The 17,773-nt window shown below is 38.4% G+C and carries 20 protein-coding genes and 1 pseudogene; 17 read left to right on the top strand and 4 right to left on the bottom strand.

From position 1 onward, the window contains the following. Position 1 precedes the first annotated feature (1 nt). Genes citE through citX form a run of 3 tightly spaced genes read left to right on the top strand, consistent with a single transcriptional unit; the run spans position 2 to position 3,001 of the window. Positions 2-916 carry a citrate (pro-3S)-lyase subunit beta gene (gene citE, locus BN53_RS06745; protein ID WP_009560195.1) on the top strand — a complete coding sequence of 305 codons (915 nt, stop codon included), beginning with the start codon at positions 2-4 and terminating at the stop codon, positions 914-916. Continuing rightward, positions 906-2,447 carry a citrate lyase subunit alpha gene (citF, locus tag BN53_RS06740; RefSeq protein ID WP_337466327.1) on the top strand — a complete coding sequence of 514 codons (1,542 nt, stop codon included), beginning with the start codon at positions 906-908 and terminating at the stop codon, positions 2,445-2,447. Before citE ends, citF begins: the two co-directional genes overlap by 11 nt. 8 nt (positions 2,448-2,455) lie before the next feature. Further along, a complete protein-coding gene (gene citX / locus BN53_RS06735) occupies positions 2,456-3,001 on the top strand; it encodes a citrate lyase holo-[acyl-carrier protein] synthase (RefSeq protein ID WP_009560193.1) in 546 nt (181 codons plus the stop codon). Positions 3,002-3,075: 74 nt separating this feature from the next. On the opposite strand, the gene BN53_RS06730 is transcribed toward citX, so the two are convergent. Further along, on the bottom strand, positions 3,076-3,969 hold the full coding sequence (locus tag BN53_RS06730; RefSeq protein WP_009560192.1) for an SPFH domain-containing protein: 894 nt from the start codon (positions 3,967-3,969) through the stop codon (positions 3,076-3,078). 274 nt (positions 3,970-4,243) lie between these two features. Here BN53_RS06730 and BN53_RS09665 point away from each other — a divergent pair, with 274 nt between their 5' ends. Further along, the gene (locus tag BN53_RS09665) at positions 4,244-4,387 is read left to right on the top strand and encodes a hypothetical protein (protein WP_009560191.1); all 144 of its coding nucleotides are present in this window, start codon (positions 4,244-4,246) and stop codon (positions 4,385-4,387) included. A gap of 48 nt (positions 4,388-4,435) precedes the next feature. Here the strand turns inward: BN53_RS09665 and BN53_RS06725 are convergent, their stop codons facing one another. Then, entirely contained in the window at positions 4,436-7,117 is a 2,682-nt protein-coding gene (locus BN53_RS06725) for a mucin-binding protein (protein ID WP_009560190.1), read from the bottom strand. 697 nt (positions 7,118-7,814) lie between these two features. Between BN53_RS06725 and BN53_RS06720 the strand changes: the two genes are divergently transcribed. The 12 genes and pseudogenes from BN53_RS06720 (at position 7,815) to BN53_RS06680 (ending at position 14,489) form a co-directional block, all read left to right on the top strand. Next, entirely contained in the window at positions 7,815-9,545 is a 1,731-nt protein-coding gene (locus tag BN53_RS06720) for a LytS/YhcK type 5TM receptor domain-containing protein (protein WP_040537389.1), read from the top strand. Continuing rightward, a complete protein-coding gene (locus BN53_RS06715) occupies positions 9,545-10,273 on the top strand; it encodes a LytTR family transcriptional regulator DNA-binding domain-containing protein (protein WP_009560187.1) in 729 nt (242 codons plus the stop codon). Before BN53_RS06720 ends, BN53_RS06715 begins: the two co-directional genes overlap by 1 nt. A 137-nt stretch (positions 10,274-10,410) precedes the next feature. Next, a complete protein-coding gene (locus tag BN53_RS06710; protein WP_009560186.1) occupies positions 10,411-10,872 on the top strand; it encodes a CidA/LrgA family protein in 462 nt (153 codons plus the stop codon). Positions 10,873-10,890: 18 nt separating this feature from the next. Continuing rightward, the gene (locus BN53_RS06705) at positions 10,891-11,610 is read left to right on the top strand and encodes an LrgB family protein (RefSeq protein ID WP_009560185.1); all 720 of its coding nucleotides are present in this window, start codon (positions 10,891-10,893) and stop codon (positions 11,608-11,610) included. 131 nt (positions 11,611-11,741) lie between these two features. Continuing rightward, on the top strand, positions 11,742-12,128 hold the full coding sequence (locus BN53_RS06700; RefSeq protein WP_009560184.1) for a hypothetical protein: 387 nt from the start codon (positions 11,742-11,744) through the stop codon (positions 12,126-12,128). An 81-nt stretch (positions 12,129-12,209) separates the two neighbouring features. Then, complete coding sequence (locus BN53_RS09660) at positions 12,210-12,353, top strand: hypothetical protein (RefSeq protein ID WP_009560183.1); 144 nt, start codon at positions 12,210-12,212, stop codon at positions 12,351-12,353. A 30-nt stretch (positions 12,354-12,383) separates the two neighbouring features. Then, a complete protein-coding gene (locus tag BN53_RS06695) occupies positions 12,384-12,575 on the top strand; it encodes a hypothetical protein (protein WP_009560182.1) in 192 nt (63 codons plus the stop codon). Between the two features lie 34 nt (positions 12,576-12,609). Further along, entirely contained in the window at positions 12,610-12,765 is a 156-nt protein-coding gene (locus tag BN53_RS09655; protein WP_155817251.1) for a hypothetical protein, read from the top strand. Positions 12,766-13,033: 268 nt separating this feature from the next. Continuing rightward, complete coding sequence (locus BN53_RS10115; protein ID WP_081495935.1) at positions 13,034-13,255, top strand: FIVAR domain-containing protein; 222 nt, start codon at positions 13,034-13,036, stop codon at positions 13,253-13,255. A 12-nt stretch (positions 13,256-13,267) separates the two neighbouring features. Next, positions 13,268-13,432: pseudogene (locus tag BN53_RS10110) on the top strand (LPXTG cell wall anchor domain-containing protein); the annotation flags it as partial. A gap of 21 nt (positions 13,433-13,453) precedes the next feature. After that, positions 13,454-14,131: a hypothetical protein gene (locus BN53_RS06685; protein ID WP_009560179.1), complete on the top strand. Its 678-nt coding sequence runs from the start codon at positions 13,454-13,456 to the stop codon at positions 14,129-14,131. Next, positions 14,085-14,489: a hypothetical protein gene (locus BN53_RS06680; protein WP_040537377.1), complete on the top strand. Its 405-nt coding sequence runs from the start codon at positions 14,085-14,087 to the stop codon at positions 14,487-14,489. The genes BN53_RS06685 and BN53_RS06680 overlap by 47 nt, the downstream gene beginning before the upstream one ends. Before the next feature lie 76 nt (positions 14,490-14,565). Here the strand turns inward: BN53_RS06680 and BN53_RS06675 are convergent, their stop codons facing one another. Then, on the bottom strand, positions 14,566-15,510 hold the full coding sequence (locus BN53_RS06675) for a sugar-binding transcriptional regulator (RefSeq protein ID WP_009560177.1): 945 nt from the start codon (positions 15,508-15,510) through the stop codon (positions 14,566-14,568). Between the two features lie 181 nt (positions 15,511-15,691). On the opposite strand from BN53_RS06675, the gene BN53_RS06670 reads away from it, so the two are divergent. Further along, positions 15,692-17,053, top strand: coding sequence for a threonine/serine exporter family protein (locus tag BN53_RS06670; protein ID WP_009560176.1), 1,362 nt, complete (start codon positions 15,692-15,694; stop codon positions 17,051-17,053). 172 nt (positions 17,054-17,225) lie between these two features. Here the strand turns inward: BN53_RS06670 and ybaK are convergent, their stop codons facing one another. Further along, complete coding sequence (ybaK, locus tag BN53_RS06665) at positions 17,226-17,732, bottom strand: Cys-tRNA(Pro) deacylase (RefSeq protein WP_009560175.1); 507 nt, start codon at positions 17,730-17,732, stop codon at positions 17,226-17,228. Positions 17,733-17,773 lie beyond the last annotated feature (41 nt).

Below are 17,773 nucleotides of genomic sequence, written 5' to 3'. Positions count from 1 at the left end.
GATGACATATGTAAAGAATCGTTTACGTCGTACAATGATGTTCGTTCCTGGCAACAATCCAGCTATGATTAAGGATGCCGGAATCTACGGAGCCGACTCTATTATGCTTGACCTAGAAGACTCAGTTTCATTAACTGAAAAAGACGCTGCTAGATTGCTTGTCTATGAAGCAATTAAGACTGTTGACTTTGGCGGAGCAGAAGTTGTTGTCAGAGTTAATGGTCAAGATACTCCATACTACGACCAAGATGTTAAGGCTATGGTTAAGGCTGGAGTAGATGTAATTCGTTTGCCAAAGACTGAATCAGCTGAAATGATCCAAAAATTAGTCAAAGACATTGAAAAATGGGAAGACGAATTTGGAATTGAACGTGGCACGATTGGTGTTATGGCTGCGATCGAATCAGCTAAGGGTGTTCTTCACGCTCCAGAAATTGCGGAATCTTCAGATTTGATGATGGGCTTGGCTGTTTCTGGTGAAGACTACACTGCTGACATGCACACTCACAGATATCCAGATGGCCGCGAACTTGAATTTGCTCGCAACATGGTTTTGCAAGCTGCCCGTGCAGCTGGCGTTTATGCCTTTGATACTGTCTTTTCAAACATGAAAGATACCGAAGGCTTCTACCGCGAAACTAATTACATCCACGAACTTGGTTACGATGGTAAGTCTTTGGTTAACCCAAGACAAATTGAAATGGTTAACAAGGTCTTCAACCCAACTAAGGAAGAAATTGAAGATGCACAAAACGTTCAAAATGCTATCCGCGAAGCTAGAGCTAAGGGTTCAGGCGTTATTTCAATGAACGGCAAGATGGTTGATAAGCCAGTTGTAGAAAAGGCCAACCGTGTATTAGAAACTGCTAAGGCTTCACACTTGATAGATGAGGAGGGCAATTACCTTGGAGAATAATGTAAAACGTCAATTACCAGATGACGTAATGAAAGAATTAAACTTAAAGCCATTTGAAACTAGTGAAATTGGTCATCCAGAAATTCAAAGAACTGCACCAAAAGTTACTGCAACTACTGGCCAAAACAAGATTGTTGAATCACTTGAAGATGTTATCAAGTCAACTTTGAAAGATGGAATGACCATCTCATTCCACCACCACTTTAGAAATGGTGACTTTGCCTTCAACGAAGTAATGGACTTGATCATTAAGTTAGGTTACAAGGACTTGACTCTTGCACCTTCTTCATTGACTGGAGTTATGAACGACAAGATTATCGAAGCTATCAAGAAGGGTGTAATTACAAACATTACTTCATCTGGTATGAGAGGTTCACTTGGTGATTTCGTTTCTCACGGTGGTCTTAAGAACCCAGTAATCTTCCGTTCACACGGTAACCGTGCTCGCTCAATTGAGGATGGCGAAATCAAGATTGATGTTGCTTTCTTGGGTGTGCCAATTTCTGACCCAGCAGGTAATGCTAATGGTCAAGATGGTAATGCTGTCTTTGGTTCACTTGGCTATGCTTTGATGGATGCACAATATGCTGACAAGGTTGTGCTTTTAACTGACAACATTGTTCCTTATCCAAATACTCCAGCTTCAATCAAGCAAGATCAAGTTGACTACGTAGTTAAGGTTGATCAAATCGGTGACCCAGACAAGATCGGTTCAGGTGCGACTCGTTTCACTAAGGACCCTAAGGAATTGAAGATTGCGCAAATGGTTAACCAAGTGATCGTTAACTCACCATACTTCAAAGATGGCTTCAGCTTCCAAACTGGTTCAGGTGGTGCAGCCTTAGCCGTAACTCGCTATCTTCGTCAATCAATGATTGATAATGACATTACTGCTTCATTTGCTGTTGGTGGTATCACCAAGCCAACTATCGACTTGCTTGAAGAAGGTTTAGTCAAGAAGGTTATGGACGTACAAGACTTTGATAAGGGTGCCGCTTTATCAATGGCTCAAAACCGCAACCAACAAGAAATTGACGCTTCTTGGTATGCTGATCCACACAACAAGGGTGCTGTTGTTAACAACCTTGATGTTTCAATCTTGTCAGCCTTGCAAATCGACACTGACTTCAATGTTAATGTTATGACTGGTTCAGATGGTGTTATCCGTGGTGCTGTTGGTGGTCACCAAGATTCAGCAGCTGGTGCTAAGATGACAATTATTACTGCTCCACTTGTTCGTGGTAGAAATGCAACTGTTGTACCTAGCGTTGAAACTGTCGTAACTCCAGGCGAATCAATTGATGTTTTGGTAACCGAACGCGGTATTGCTGTAAACCCTAAGCGCCAAGACTTGATCGATGCCTTTTCAAAGGTTCCTGGCTTGACTATGCTTTCAATTGAAGATTTGCAAAAGATGGCCGAAAAGCAAGTCGGCACTCCTAAGCCACTTGAATACACTGACCGCACTGTTGCCATTGTTGAATACCGTGATGGTTCAGTCATCGACGTAATTAAAGAAGTAAAGGACTAGAAGTCTATATGACAAGGAACATTTTTAAAGACGGCAAGCCTCAATCTATTACTGACGTTCTGCAAGAAAAAGACATGCGCGTCCAAATCCAACAAGCTGTTCTCCACCAGCATCCTGATCAAGTATTGGTTGATATCAAAATGAATATTCCCGGACCTATTAAAAATAACCGTTACCTGACTAGAATCTTCGATAAGGGAATTAAGGATTTTAAACAAACTATCGAGCAAGTAGATTTGACTGCCAAGCTGGTCAAAGAGTTGGATGTTGACGCCGGCCAAGAAAAGTTCTATATAATAGGAAGTGATCTGTTCAAAATAAAAAAGGCGGCCATTGCTTTTGAAGAAAATAGTACTTTCGGGCGTCTATTTGATGCAGATGTTATCACCAAAAATTCTCCTGCGGCTATTTCTAGAAAGGATTTAGGCTTGCCAGTTAGAAAGTGTTTCTTGTGTAATCGCCCAGCAAAAGAATGTGCACGCTCTAGACGCCATAGCGTTGAAGAGATGCAAGCTTATATCAGCAAATTGTACTGTGAGCAATTTGAAAAATAGAGTCTTTTATAAATTTTAGTACAAAAATAAGGATCGATCTCAATGCCTAAACATTGAAGGTCGGTCCTTATTTCTTATTCTTCAGTTTCTGGAGTTGCTTGTTCTTCTTGGTCAAGCTTATCCCAAATTTTCTTGGCTGCAGGAACTTTGCCTAATTCAGTCATTTCGCTCTTGTCCATGATGATTAAATTATTTGGACCAGAAGCTAAGTTGTTAAAGGCATCAAGACTTTCATTCTTGAAGTAGCCTTCGCCAGCATTATTTAATGATTGTTGCAAACGTTCAATCCGATAAGCTTCGGCATCAGCTTCAGTTTTAATAGCTTCAGCTTTAGCCTTGGCGGTAGCAACTAGGGCATCGTTTTTGGCTTTGGTGGTCAATTCAATATTGCGAGCTTCACCTTCAGCCTTAGCAATGGCAGCTGTCTTTTCACGATCAGCAGTCAATTGCTTGTCCATGGCACGTTGAATTTCAGGACTTGGCAACAATTCGTCGACGTTAACACGAACAACCTTGATTCCGTAGATGTCAGTCAAGTCGCCGATCGCATCAGCTAATTGAGTGTTGATCTGACTAGTTGATCCTAAAGCTTCGTTTAACTCCATTCGGCCGATGATGTCTCTTAAGTGACCTCTGATTAATTGAACCATTGATTCAACTGAGTCGGTGTTGTTGTAGAAGTAGCGGTAGGAGTCAGTAACTAAGTAGTTTAAAGTCAAGCTAGTAGTGATTTCAGCGTTATCCTTGGTAATGATTGAATACTTGCTGATTTCAAGTGGTTGTAAAGCTAGTGAAACTTTGCGGCTGTTTTGGATTAATGGAACAATCCAGACAAGACCAGCTTTAACGGTTTTGGTGTATTTTCCTAAGGTTTCGATCAAGCCTTCGTAGTTTTGAGGGATGATTCTGAAGCCACTCAGAAGAATTACTAGAGCTATAATAATGAGGGGAAGTAATAAAAATACCATAATAATACCTCTTATTCTAAAAATATTTCTTTGGAAAATGTTTAGATATATTATACGACATTATTTTGCAAATGCTAGTAAAAGGTGATTGGTTGAGAAATGGAGTAACTAATATTATTATTAACTTAAAGAGCAATTTTGCCTGTGAGAAAAGATGAACTAAACAAGGACAGGAGGCCCTAGTATCGTGAGTTACGAAGCAAGATTGATGGATCGCGAATTGTATGGTAGATAAGAAGGAATCAAGAAAGGTCGCGAAGAGGGACTAATAAAGTTGATTAGATATGTCATGAAAACTTCAAATAATGAGGATGCTGTTTTTGATGAGGCAAAAGATCAATATGGCGAATACTTTACTGATGATCAACTGAGAGAATTTATCGCTCAGGCTAAGGGCAAAACACTGCAAGAAGCATAGAAAAAATACGTTAGAGGAAATATTCTTCTAACGTATTTTTGTAGTTAATTAGTTTTGATCGCTTTTCTTCTTCCAGCCTAATATTCCAAGTGCAAGAGCTACAAGAGAAAGTCCAGCTAATACTAAGCCTTGCTTTTCACCAGTTTGTGGTAGGGATGCTTGGTCAGCATTTTCAGAGGTTGGATTTTCTTTTTGGCTAAGCTTGAGAAGATTAGTTTGCTTTTCAGGCTTGCTAGATTTAGTTGCAGACTTATGGATGGTTTGACTTGGTTTAGTCTTGTCATCTTCTTTATCATCAGTTACCAAATGTTCAACACTTGTTGTTTCTTCAGGAGTATTTGTTTCGACTTCAGGTGAGGTTGGAGTTTCATTATCAGAAACAGGTGAAGTAGGTTGATCAGGGGTTGGAGTAGTAGGATTGGTTACTCTTTGGTAAGTGATGGTAACATTCTCAGGAATAGAATCAGGCGTTACTTCTAGCTGATCAACTTTGCCAAGAGAAGGAGTGTAGCCATCGATTGCGGCAGGGATGAATTCAGCTAAAGTCGCATTTGCCTTGTCGTATGGCGTGTAAGTCGTCTCGCCAGTTGCAAGGTCGGTGGTTGCTTGACGGGTGAAAGTAGCGGATTGAACTGTTTCTGACTTGGTGTTGTCAGGGTTGATAACGGTGATGATTCTTTGAACAGTCTTGCTTTCGTCCTTGGTCTGCTTCTTGTGTTTGATGGTTACGTAGTAAGTGCCGGTTAGCTTCTTGATTAAAGTTGCTGGATCTTCTTCGAGTTCTTCAGCTGTAAGAGGAGATGTGTAGGTGATGTCGTATTTGGTTAAATCGAATTTGGACTTTATTTTTTCGTCAACTAGATCATCCATAAATTCAACTGAAGGGAAGATGAATCTTTCTAGATCAGCTGTTAGTTCTTCGATTCTGTTTTCATCAACGTAGTTGGCAACGATTTTGATTTCGGTTGGACGTTTGAGGTCTGGGTTGGTTGGATCAGTCCAAGCTTCGGTGTCGCCGAGTCCGTCTTTAGCGATGATGATTAATGGGTGATTGGATTTGAAAGCGAAGTAGTTGCGGAATTTATCATAGTCAAATTGATCATCCTTATTGACTTCTTCAAGTGGAGGAACATCTGTTGGATCTAGAAGATAAGGATCGATGTTGATAATTGACGGGTCAGTCCTGAGTTTGTCATAAATTGAAGGATCCTGTAATGCAAGCTCATCGATAAGCTTTTCGACTTTATTGTCAATACTGGAAGTGTTCAAATACATATGATAATAGGCTGGCCAAGTAATATTCTTGAATCCATCAGCACGTAATACCTCAAGATTAGGACTTGTTTGTAGAACGCGATTATCATCTAGGATACAAAGGCGAATCCAGTCCCAGTTGCTAATGTTTAAATATTTTAGACTAGGCAAATCACCAAACATATATGAAACATTAGTTGGCCCCTTACCACGCCAGTTTCCCAAGTCTAAGTGTGTAAGTTTTTTAGAACCTCGAAATGCATACTCGGCTAAACCACTATGACCTCCTCCATACCAACCGTTTAGGTTGATTTTTCTTGCGCCAGTCTCCATAAACATAAAGCGAAAATCCGTCATTTTATCGGTGTTCCAACTCGATAGATCAATTTCTGATAGACTACTCGTGTACGCAAAATCTGCGCCACCCATATTTCTTGTATCCCATTTGGATATCTTTATATCTTCTAGATAAATTTGAAATGCAAATGATGTCCAGTTTATATCAGAAACATCAAGATGATCTAAATCAACTCTTTTAAGATTGCCTATCAAAATAGGTATAGTTTGTTCTTTTGGAAAATAATCACGATAAACTGTTGTATATGGATCTGATACAATTTCGCCTGGTTTAAATTTGTTATCGATGCTCTCATAATTAGAGGTATGGTGTAATGTGTCAATAGTAATAGCACCTGGAGAAGAAAAATCGACATATTTACCAGCAAGCTTTAACTTTCCATTTCCATTCTCACTAACTTTAATAGTAATATCCTTACTCAAAGTATAAGGCGTTACGCCAGGAATAACACCAGAACGATCCACAACTATCTTACGCAAAGTTTTATCTGAAATCGTTGCAATATGGTCCTTATCAATGATACCTTTTTCAATAAAATCGTAAGTATTAGGAAGCAGAACAGTCCACTCCTTGTCTAAATCTTCCTTCTCATAAGTGTAATCGATGATCTCTACATTCAAATCATCCCCGACATTGTAGATAACCTTATCCCAGTCGATCGCATCAACTACTGTAGGTGCAGCTTGGTTAGCCTTTGGCGCAGGAGCGGTTGCAGGTTTAGCCAACTTCGCTTTATCTGTAGATGATGCATTATTTACAGTTTCAACCGGGGTAGGATCCGATTGAGTAGAAGTAGGCTCAATAGTTTCTGGAGTAGCTTCAACATTCGCACTAGAATCCGGGGTTACTTCGCTAACTACTGGTTGATCTACAGGAGTGGTTTCAACATCAGAAGCAACTTCAACGGGTTCGGTCGTTTCTGGCGTCGTTGCCTCTGCTACTTCGACAGGCTCGCTAGGTGGTGCTCCGGGCTGAGAAACTTCAGTCACTGCTGCTGCTTCATTAGGCAACTCATCTGCGTGGACATGCTTGATATTCATAGCCAAAACAACAAAAGTAACAGGAACAAGTCCGATGGTCAATTTTCTCAAGGAGAAACGGTTAGTTTGCTTAGTCATGATTAACACATCCTTATCTATATTTATCTCTTTATATCTCTTTACAATTTAATTATATAATAAGAACTCATATATAAGGTAATGATAAGACTTGTGAATAATCTCTTTATTTATTTAACCGAAAAATATTGGCATAGCCCAATAATATAAATAATTTTGTTAAAAATGTTAGTGCTGAGATGCTTGTTATTTTTTATAGATCATTTATAGCTGAAATCATTATTTATAGTAATTAAATATGTATATATTTGTAATTACTATAAATTAAAATGGCATAAAATTGGATAACAAATACAGCGCTCAAATTCCTGAATAATCAACTTTTTTATTCGCGATGAAAGGGCTTTTGCATTGGACACAGCTACTTCTGCAACTTGACTCCAGCAACTTGCACGCCTTTGCGCATGAAAGCAATTGTTAATTATGATATTTTACCAATGCTAACAGAATATTGGTTCGATGATCAAGCTAAGCTTCAAGAATGGGAGAGTATTTTGCGTAATGCTGTAGATGATGAGGGATAGGACAATCTTAATCAAGAATGTTTACTACATGCCGTCTTATGCTTTTAAAAGTCTGCGCGAAATCACCTACAAGTTCCAGCTTGCGGGTGATTTTGTTTGCTATTGAGACTTAAATCAAAGAAAATAAAACTAGCTAATAACTTTAAGATGGAATCGAGATGATCAATTTGTTGATGCTATTTATGCTTTTATTGGAACGATTGGGACTAATTATGGTCTTAGCCTTTTTACTGGTTAATGACCGCTTTTTTAGGCAATTAATTCAAGAGCGCTCAAAACGAGAAAAAGTAATTCTAATTTTAATCTTTGCGCTTTTTGTCGTTATTGCCAACTTAACTGGAATTGAAATCAGTGGAAATGAAAAGCTAATTGAGCGACCAGTTTTACCGATGCTTTCTCATACTGATTCGCTGGCCAATACTAGAACTTTAGTTATTACAGCAGCTAGCTTAGTTGGCGGACCATTTGTTGGGACTTGTGTTGGTCTAATTGGTGGGGTGCACCGATATATTCAGGGTAATTTTTCCGATGCCTTCTATATTTTAGGCTGTGCCTTAGTCGGACTGATCATTGGGAAGGTAGCTGATAGAATTAAGGGTAGTCAATTATTCCCTAGCAATAAAGAGATTGCTTTGCTGGGGATTTTTGCGGAGTTAATCCAGATGACCTTTATTGGCTTTTTCAATAATTGGAATTTAGTTAGACTGATTATTGTTCCAATGGTACTTTTAAATAGTATCGGGGTAACTTTATTTATGTCGATTCTAAAAACTTATCTTTCTAACGAGCGACAATTAAAGGCGGTCCAAACTAAAGATGTATTGGATTTGACTAATGCAACTTTGCCATATTTGCGTCAAGGCTTGAGCCTAAAGTCAGCGCAAAAAGTGTGCGAGATCATCATGTCGCATACGAACTTTGATGCAGTTGGATTGACTGATACGGTTAATGTCTTGGCTCACGTAGGTGTAGCAAGCGATCATCATATTGCTGGTCAGGCGGTAATTACGGATTTATCTAAGCAAGTAATTGCTAGCGGACAAAAGCAACTAGCTTATACTAAAGAACAGATTGCTTGCCCAAATCATGCTTGTCAGCTACAATCAGCGATTGTAGTTCCACTCAAAATAAATGAAAAAACAATTGGTACTTTAAAGATGTATTTAACCGATCCAAGCAAGTTGACGCAACTGGAAGGAAATTTGGCTGAAGGTTTGGCGCAAATCTTTTCAGGACAATTGGCAATAGGAATTGCCGAAGAACAAACCAAATTAGCTAACAATGCGGAAATTCGTGCCTTACAAGCTCAGATCAATCCACACTTTTTCTTTAATACGATTAACACGATTAGTGCCTTGATGCGCTTTGATGTTGATAAGGCTCGGCAGGCACTGCTAGAACTAAGCAATTTCTTTAGGACTTCTCTTAAAGGTGGCCAGGAAAAAGAAGTTAGTCTTGAACAAGAAAAAAGTCACGTGGATTCCTTTATGTCAATTGAAAATTTGCGTTTTCCAGGTCGCTATCAGCTTACTTATCAAATCGATGTTCCTTTGTCAGTTAAGCTGCCACCATTTTGCTTGCAAGTTATGGTTGAAAATGCCATCAAGCATGCTTTCAAAGACCGCAAGCACGATAATTGGATTAAGGTTGAAGTCAAAAAATTGGCCGATGAAGAAATGTTTTTGGTCAAAGTCAGTGACAATGGATCTGGGATTAAGCAGGAAGTTTTAGAGCGAATTGGCAGAGAAGTTATTACTGAAAGTTCAGGCACAGGTTCGGCTTTAGTGAACTTGAACCAGCGATTAATCAATCTTTATGGCAGTCAAAGCCAGCTGAATTTTACCACAAGCGAAACGGGGACCAGTGTTGAGACAAAAATACCAATTAAAGGGGTGATCGAATAATGCAGATACTAATTGTTGATGATGAGGCCTTAGCTAGGGAAGAGTTGAGCTATTTAGTTGAGCAAAGCCCAGCTATAACTGACCCAATAATTTCAAAAGCAGAAGACATCCACGAAGCAGAGGATATTCTATTGCAAAAGCAGATTGATCTATTATTTTTAGATATTTCACTAAATGATGAAAATGGTTTTGATCTAGCTAAAAAATTACAGATGCTTGCTAAGCCACCATTAGTTATCTTTGCAACTGCTTATGATGATTATGCAGTTAAGGCTTTTGAAATTGAAGCTGCCGACTATATTTTGAAGCCATTTGAACAAGAACGCGTTAATCAAGCTTTGTCTAAGGCAATGAAGCGTTTGGATGTGCAAGCTAAACCAACCGAAGTTGCTTCAAGCACAAATAAATTCATCACGGTGACAATTGACGATCATAGTCTTTTGCTTAAAAAAGAAGAATTGGTTGCAGCTAGTATTGAAAATGGAATCTTGACGATCTCTACTGGAAAAGAAGACTATCAGGTCAAGCAAACCTTAGCTTGGATCAAAAAGAAGCTTCCGGAAAAGAATTTTGTTCAAATTCATCGCAATACCATCATTAATATCGATAAAATTAAAGAAGTTCAGCCATGGTTCAACCATACTTTGTTAGTAGTTACTAATAATGATTTGAAGTTCCCTGTAGGACGCTCATATATGAAGCAGCTTAGTCAGCTATTAGGATTATAAAATTTCACCTTCGAATTTTTGCAATTCGGAGGTGTTTTTTTGCAGTTGGGAGGGAAGCTTGTCTCAAGTTTTAAGTTTGCCAGTAAAATGTAAGCGTAATCAATTAGAGAAATAAAACATTTTAAGAGGCAGGACAAATGAAAGATAAAAAAGAAAAACAAGCTCCAATTTTAGTTCAGATGGCAATCTTTGCTGGTATTTTATTTATATCAAGTATTGTCTCGGGCTTATTGCCAAAGCAATTGCCAGTACCAACTTCTGTGATTGGGATGATTTTACTCTATGTATTATTGGCTACCCATGTAATTAAGTTAGAGTGGGTCGAATCATTCAGTGGTATTTTAATTAGTATGATTGGATTTTTGTTTGTTCCATCAGGTATCTCACTTGCAGGCAATCTAGATATTATGGCTCAAGAAGGAGTTAAATTGATCCTCGTAATTTTTGTTTCAACAATCGTTATGTTAGTCGTCACGACTTATGTAGCAAGGGCAGTTTTAGCAGGAAAGAAATTATTGACAGAAGATGGACTTAACAAACTAGCTAAAAAAGCTGAAAACAACGCCTATATTTCATCTAGAAAAGTTACTGAAAATTAATAGAAAGGAAAGACAGCAATGCAATACTTAACCAATCCACTCTTTGGTATTTTTCTATCATTAGTTTTATACCTTTTGGGACAAGAACTATTTAAACGCTCCAAGGGATTCTTTTTATTCCAGCCACTATTTTTTGCAATGGTTACTGGGATTTTGATTTTGGTAATTTTAGGGAAATTTTTAAAAGTAGATACAGCTACTATTTATACAAAAGCATATAAGCCTGGCGGAGATATGATTTTCTGGTTTTTGAATCCAGCAACGATCGCTTTTGCAATTCCTTTGTATAAGAAAAATGATGTTGTGAAGAAGTATTGGAAGGAAATTTTGTTAAGTTTATTGCTTGGAATGTTTATCTCACTTAGCGCCATAACTGCAGTTTCTAAGTTTATTGGTCTGAGTGCCACCAGCTTGCGGTCGATGCTTTCTCAAGCAGCCACTACTGCAATTGCCTTACCAATCACTTCAGCTATTAAGGGCAATCCTGCCGTAACTGGTATGGCATGTATATTAAATGCAGTAATTATCTATGCTTTAGGCAAATACTTAGTTAAAATTTTCCGGCTTAATGATTCAGAAATAGGTGCAGGACTAGGCTTAGGTACTGCTGGACATACGATTGGATCAGCGTTTGCCTTGGAATTGGGAGAAACGCAAGGAGCTATTGCAGCTGTAGCAGTAGTTGTAATCGGTGTTGTTGTTGATATGGTTGTGCCGATTTTTGCGACAATTTTATAAATCGATAGAATCACCCACAAGTTACAGCTTGCGGGTGATTTTTTGCAACTAAAGTGTCTGTTATATCAATATTTATATATGATATATGGAATCGAATATAAAACAAAATTGCTATTATTGGAGGAATTTTTTTGAAAAAAGCAATTTTTGCGGGAGTTATTGCATTAGGGATGTTAGGTACAGGTGTGGCAATTACAACTAAGCCAGCAGATGCAGCTGTATCTTATGCTAAGTACACGGTTTCGCCTAAGGTGCGGGGCAATTGGAAACTAAAGAGCGTTAAGCATCCAACTCCATGGGTTGTATATAAGAAAATGAAAATCGATGCACATTCTATCATGCTCAATAGATTAACTACTAAAATTACAGGTATGAATCCTGTTTCTAGAAAAATGTATAGCAAGCTAGCCTTATCTGGAAAATATTATTTCTACACTATGATTGCTGAAGCTGCTTCTGGTGGCAAGATGGTGCGCAAAGGTAATCAATTGTCTTTAAACAAGGAACTGGTACAGTAACTCGCTGCGTTAAAGAATAAAGAATAATTTTAAATAACTAAAATTATGTAAAATTGTTTATTCTTACCAGGAGGACGAAAAATGAAAGCAAAGAAAATCATCGCTGCTACAGCTTTAACTATGACTATGGCTGGCCTTGTATTAGAAGCTCAACCAGTGCAAGCTGCTAAAAGTTTCTATATAACTTTCACTAGGAAAAGTTATGTCTATGGCACTAATGGTTAAAAGGCAATCGGACAAACGCCTGATGGTAGAATGGCGGCTGTAGTTTGGGAGAGGAATTTTAAGACTAAGGCATATGGTGTAAGTTATATTAACGGCAGAAAGTACTACCTCATAAAAGACAAGTTGGCTAAGCCATTTAGTCTAAACGGTCAATATGTTAGACTTGCCAACACTGTCAGGGGCAAGGTTAAGCTCAAGAAAATCAGGAAGCAGGAAGGTTAATAAAAAGCCAACAAAAACATTAAGTGCAACGATCATGGCTAATCCAACTACTGGAAGAGCAACAGTGACTAATAAGACTAGCAAGAGACCAACTTACAATGCTAAGTACTTAGCAGATTTCAGACAAGCATTTTTGAAGTTACTCAGCAAGAAAATGGATCAAGTGATCAAACTGCTTCAAATGTTGTAGATAATGGTTCAGCTACTACACCTGGTAAGGACGAAAATGCAACAACCGATCCAACTAAAGATAATTCGAATGCAGAAAACCCTGGAACAGATCAATCAGGCAAAGACGATTCAAAGGATCAAACAACTCCAGATCAAGGTGGCAGCACAGAAGATCCAAACAAGGGCGAAGATACCAAGGATCAAGGTGAAACCACTGAACCAGGTAAGGATGATAACAAAGATGATACTGGCGAAACCCAACCTGAGACTAGCGTTAACACAGTTCAATTATCTATAACGAATTAGCTGCAAGTTCTGCCATTAAGAGTCAAGTAACTTACCTCAATGCTGGGGATGCAACTAAGTCTGCTTTCAATCAAGCTATTAGTGCAGCACAAGCAGTTTTATCAAATAAATCAGCTACTCAAGCAGATGTTGATTCTGCATTGAGTGCTTTGCAAACAGCTAGATCTGCACTTGATGGTAAAGCTACTGACACTAGTGCTTAAAAGTCAGCTGTTGATGCAAGTTCTAGTGTTAAAGCGACTGACTTATACAAGAATGCCTCAGCTGAAAAGAAGAGCGCATATGATGATGCTTTAGCTCAGGCTCAAAAGGGCCTAAATAATCCTACGCTTAGTCAAGCAGATGTAGATAAACTTGCTAGTGATCTAAATGCTGCTAAGGCTGGATTGGATGGCAAGAGTTTGAGCAATAAGGAGAAATTGCTTAAGGAATTGCGTGAGTTGGTGGATACAGCACAGGCAATTATCGCTAGTGCAACTAATGATGTTCCTAAAGAGTATATGGGTAAACAAATAGACTCTGCTAATAAAATTTTTGCAAATCCAAATACGTATAATGAGCAAGCTATATCAATTCAAATTTCTAACTTGAAAATGTATGTAAATGCATTTAAAGCTCAAAGTACCGCTATAGCTGATTCAAAGAAGCAATATGATAGCATTATTGCTGAAGCTAAAGATATTCTAGCCTCAAACACTTTGCCAGATTATGATTCGGTTCAAAATATGCAACAATTGATCGATCAAATGGAAGCTGGTATGCCAAATGATGAAGAAGTAGCAGCTTTGAAGCCGTTGATGGAACTTAGCGATGCATATACCGCTAGAGCAATTGAAAACATGAACTTAATGCGCCGGGCAATTGGCTTGTTTGATTACCAAGTTCCTGAAGTATCAGATCGTCGCAAAGCCATGACAATCGTTCATGCTTTAGCAGAATATGAAGCTGGTTTAATTCCAAAATATCAAGCCTACACTCACTTGGGAACAGTTGCTTCTAAATTGATTCCAACTGCAATTGTCCAAGGAACTAATGAAAACTACTATCCTTCATACAATAAATATCCCAATCAGAGCTAAGCGCTTGACGCCAGAAGCTTTGGCAGACTTATTTGCCCACTTAGACTATGGCGAAGGAATCGAATACTACAAGGATTACTTCACGGATGATCAAGGTAAGAGTGGACACTTTACTAACATGATCGGCTTTGACTTGCAATACATGTTATCAGCTGTCATCATTGGCAAGATTACTGATGCAAATTATGGCTACAAGAATTATCAAGTGTCAATGACTGACATCTTCTGGAAGCAAGCAGATGACAGATACAAGCAAATCTTGCAAAATTATGGTGAATGGCCAGTAATTGATCCAACTAGAGACTTAAATAAGACTCAAGCTGAGATTGATCAATTAATCGCCGATAGTAAAAAATAAAGTTAACTTAAAAAGACTAGGAAGAAATTTTTCTTCCTAGTCTTTTTGGTTTAAACATAAGTAAATTTATGTAAAGTTAGTTTTCTTGGGCAATCTTCAGAGCCTTTTGGGCAATCGCTTCATTAGTTACTAGGTGAGTAATAGTTCCAGTTCTAAGTGCACCAACCAAGGCTTTAGCTTTGAAGCGGTTTTTGACGACTAAGAATCTAGTAGGCGTATTCATAATATCTTCCATTGAAATGCCACAAATATATTGATCAATTCCATCGATAATATTGCCTTCGATATCATATGGGCGACCAAAAAGCGTACCCACTAATTTACTATCATCGATATCTTTAAATAGAGTATTCCAGTAGTATTTCTCAATGAAGCTATTTACTCTTAGTGATTCCATTGTCCCAACGGATGCAAAGATCAAATCGAGATCATGGAAATCAGCTTCAAGACTTTGGTAGAAAGGCTCTTGCTTCATAACCTTGATGTAATCTGGATTGACAACATATAAAGGGGCAGGAAGGAATTTAGACTCAGCTGCAAACTTGTCCGCTGCCAGTTGAACTAGTTGATTCTTCTGTTTGTCAGAGCGGATTGCTTGTCCAAGAATTTGGATGAAATTTAAATCCTCGCGTTCATCATTGTTGAAATGATTGATAATATCGTGCATTAAAGCGCCCCAAGTCATTCCAACATTATGCGAGTTTTTGATATAAGATTGGATTTGCTTAGAAGCTTGTTCAACTAAGGCATCATTATCTTGAGAAGCAGTATCCAGATTATTCAAAATAATTGCTTCTTTTAAGCCAAATTCATCTTGAAAAATTCGCTCTAATTCGCCATTACGCCTTGTTCCGTGGTAAATGTTGATTTTAACGATACCTGACTTTTCCGCATCTTCTAGGGCTTTGGCAATTAGATAGCGGGAAAGGTTATATTTTTGCGAAATGTCGGCAATGTTTAATTTGCTTAAATAATAGTCATGGGCGATGTTGGCTAAATCTTCATTACTTAGTTGTGGCATTGCAATCAGTCCTTCTTTATAAACAACTTATACTATTATTCTATTTCTATTATATAATTTTTTCCTTTAAAAAATTACAAAATGGCTCAAATTTTTTAAAAAAGCCAAAAATCAATTTTTCAACTTGTGCTAGAATAGTTGTTAATGAGATAGTATGAGGAATTTGGTGAATTGAAAGACAATGACAGAATCAAACAACAATAGTGAAGTCAAACAGCATATATCCCATCATCACCATATGCGGATTGATTGGGAGAGCTTTTTCAAAAGTAGCGATGATACCTTGGCTAAGGATGTAACCTTGGTTGAGAAGGCCTCGCTAGTAGGACGAGTTGGCATGATGATGTTATCATGCGGTACTGGAGCTTGGCGAGTTCGCGAGTCGATGGATACGATCGCGCGCGTGCTGGGGATTACTTGCTCGGCAGATATTGGACTAGTGTCGATTGAATATACTTGTTTTGCTAGTGAAAATGAATCTTATTCTCAGGCGCTTACTTTACCATCAACCGGAGTTAATATGACTAAGCTCTATGAAATGGAGCGATTTGTTAAACAATTTAAAAAGGGTCATGGTCACTGGACTTTAGGGCAAATCAAACACCGATTAGATGAAATCGAACATATGAAAACAACTTATCCAACTTGGGTTATTGGTCTGGCTGCCGGACTTGCTTGTGCTGGCTTTATTTTTCTTCTTGGTGGGGGCTGGCCAGAGATTATCTGTACCTTTTTTGGAGCAAGTGCTGGGGCCTATGCTAGAGCAGAATTAGCCAAAAGAAAAATCACTTTAGTGGCTAAGATTGCTACCGGTGTAGCTGTAGCTTGTTTTGCTTATTTCTTGATCTTCATGATTTTGCAAAAAGCCTTTAGACTTAATCCAGATCATGCCTATGGCTATATTGGGGCCATGCTCTTTGTGATTCCGGGATTTCCGTTTATTACTTCAGGCCTAGACATGTCCAAACTAGATATGCGCTCTGGACTTGAGCGTCTTGCTTTTGCAATCTTGGTCATCTCGATTGCAACTACAGTAGGTTGGGGCGTAGCTATGCTTTTGCAACTTAAGCCAGGGATGATGCCTAAATTGGACTTTAGCGTCCTTAGCCTAACCTTGTTTAGAGCAATTGCAAGTTTTTGCGGGGTCTTTGGCTTTTCAATTATGTTCAACTCTCGCTTATCCATGGCAACAATGGCTGCCGTAATTGGTGCTATTGCCAATACGACTAGATTGAGTTTAGTTGATTTTGCCTTGATGCCTCCAGCTTTAGCTGCTTTTTTAGGAGCACTTTTGGCAGGACTTCTTGCTAGTTTCATTCGTTTGCGGGTAGGTTTCCCAAGAATTTCGCTAACTGTGCCATCAATTGTGATCATGGTTCCTGGATTATACATGTACCGGGCAGTTTACCATTTCGGTATTACTGACATTAATGTTGGTGCTTATTGGATAATCGCTGCTTTGATGATCGTTTTGGCTTTGCCAATGGGATTGTTGGCAGCCAGAATAATGACGGATCCCAAGTGGCGTCATTCAAATCGTTAGATACAGAAAAACGCTGGAGAAAATTTCTTCAGCGTTTATTTTTTGAGTAGTAATCGATAAATTACTACATCGCTACACAAACCCCCAACTATATCTAGTATATTCACACTATATCATAAATAATCTAGTTGGTAATTTAAGTATATCACTTTTATAGAAAATAACAGACAAATTATTCTTTTAGATCGACAAAGTCAGCATGACAAAATCTAGCCAAGTCTTCAGGATTTAAAAAGACGCTGCGACCAACTTCACCACTAGAAACCCCAATCTCAGCTTCAGCTTGCATCCCTTCGTCCAGATAAATTGGAAAATGATGATTGAAATAAATTCCAATCGGGGTATTAGCGCCGTGAACGTAACCAGTAGTTTTTTGCAAATCCTTTAATGGCAACATTTCCACTTTTTTATTGCCAGAAACTTTGGCTAATTTTTTCAAATCAAGGTGCTCGGTGACTGGAATTACGCCAACGACTGGACCAGTTTTGTTTCCTGCACAAACTAGAGTCTTATAGACTAAGTGTTCATTGTCCTCTAAAATAGAAGTATCCATTTGCGCAACTCCACCATGATCTTCATGGGTCGCAAATTGTGCTTGACGGTACTTGATTTTATTTTGATCGAGAATTTTCTCGACCAAGGTTTTTTCAAGTTTATCTTTCTTTTTTTTCTTTGACATATTTATCACCCCAAAGATAAATAGTACCATTTAAATAGCAA

The sequence above is a fragment of the Lactobacillus pasteurii DSM 23907 = CRBIP 24.76 genome (assembly GCF_000297025.1).
GTDB lineage: Bacteria > Bacillota > Bacilli > Lactobacillales > Lactobacillaceae > Lactobacillus > Lactobacillus pasteurii.
This window is presented reverse-complemented; position numbering and strand designations above follow the sequence as displayed.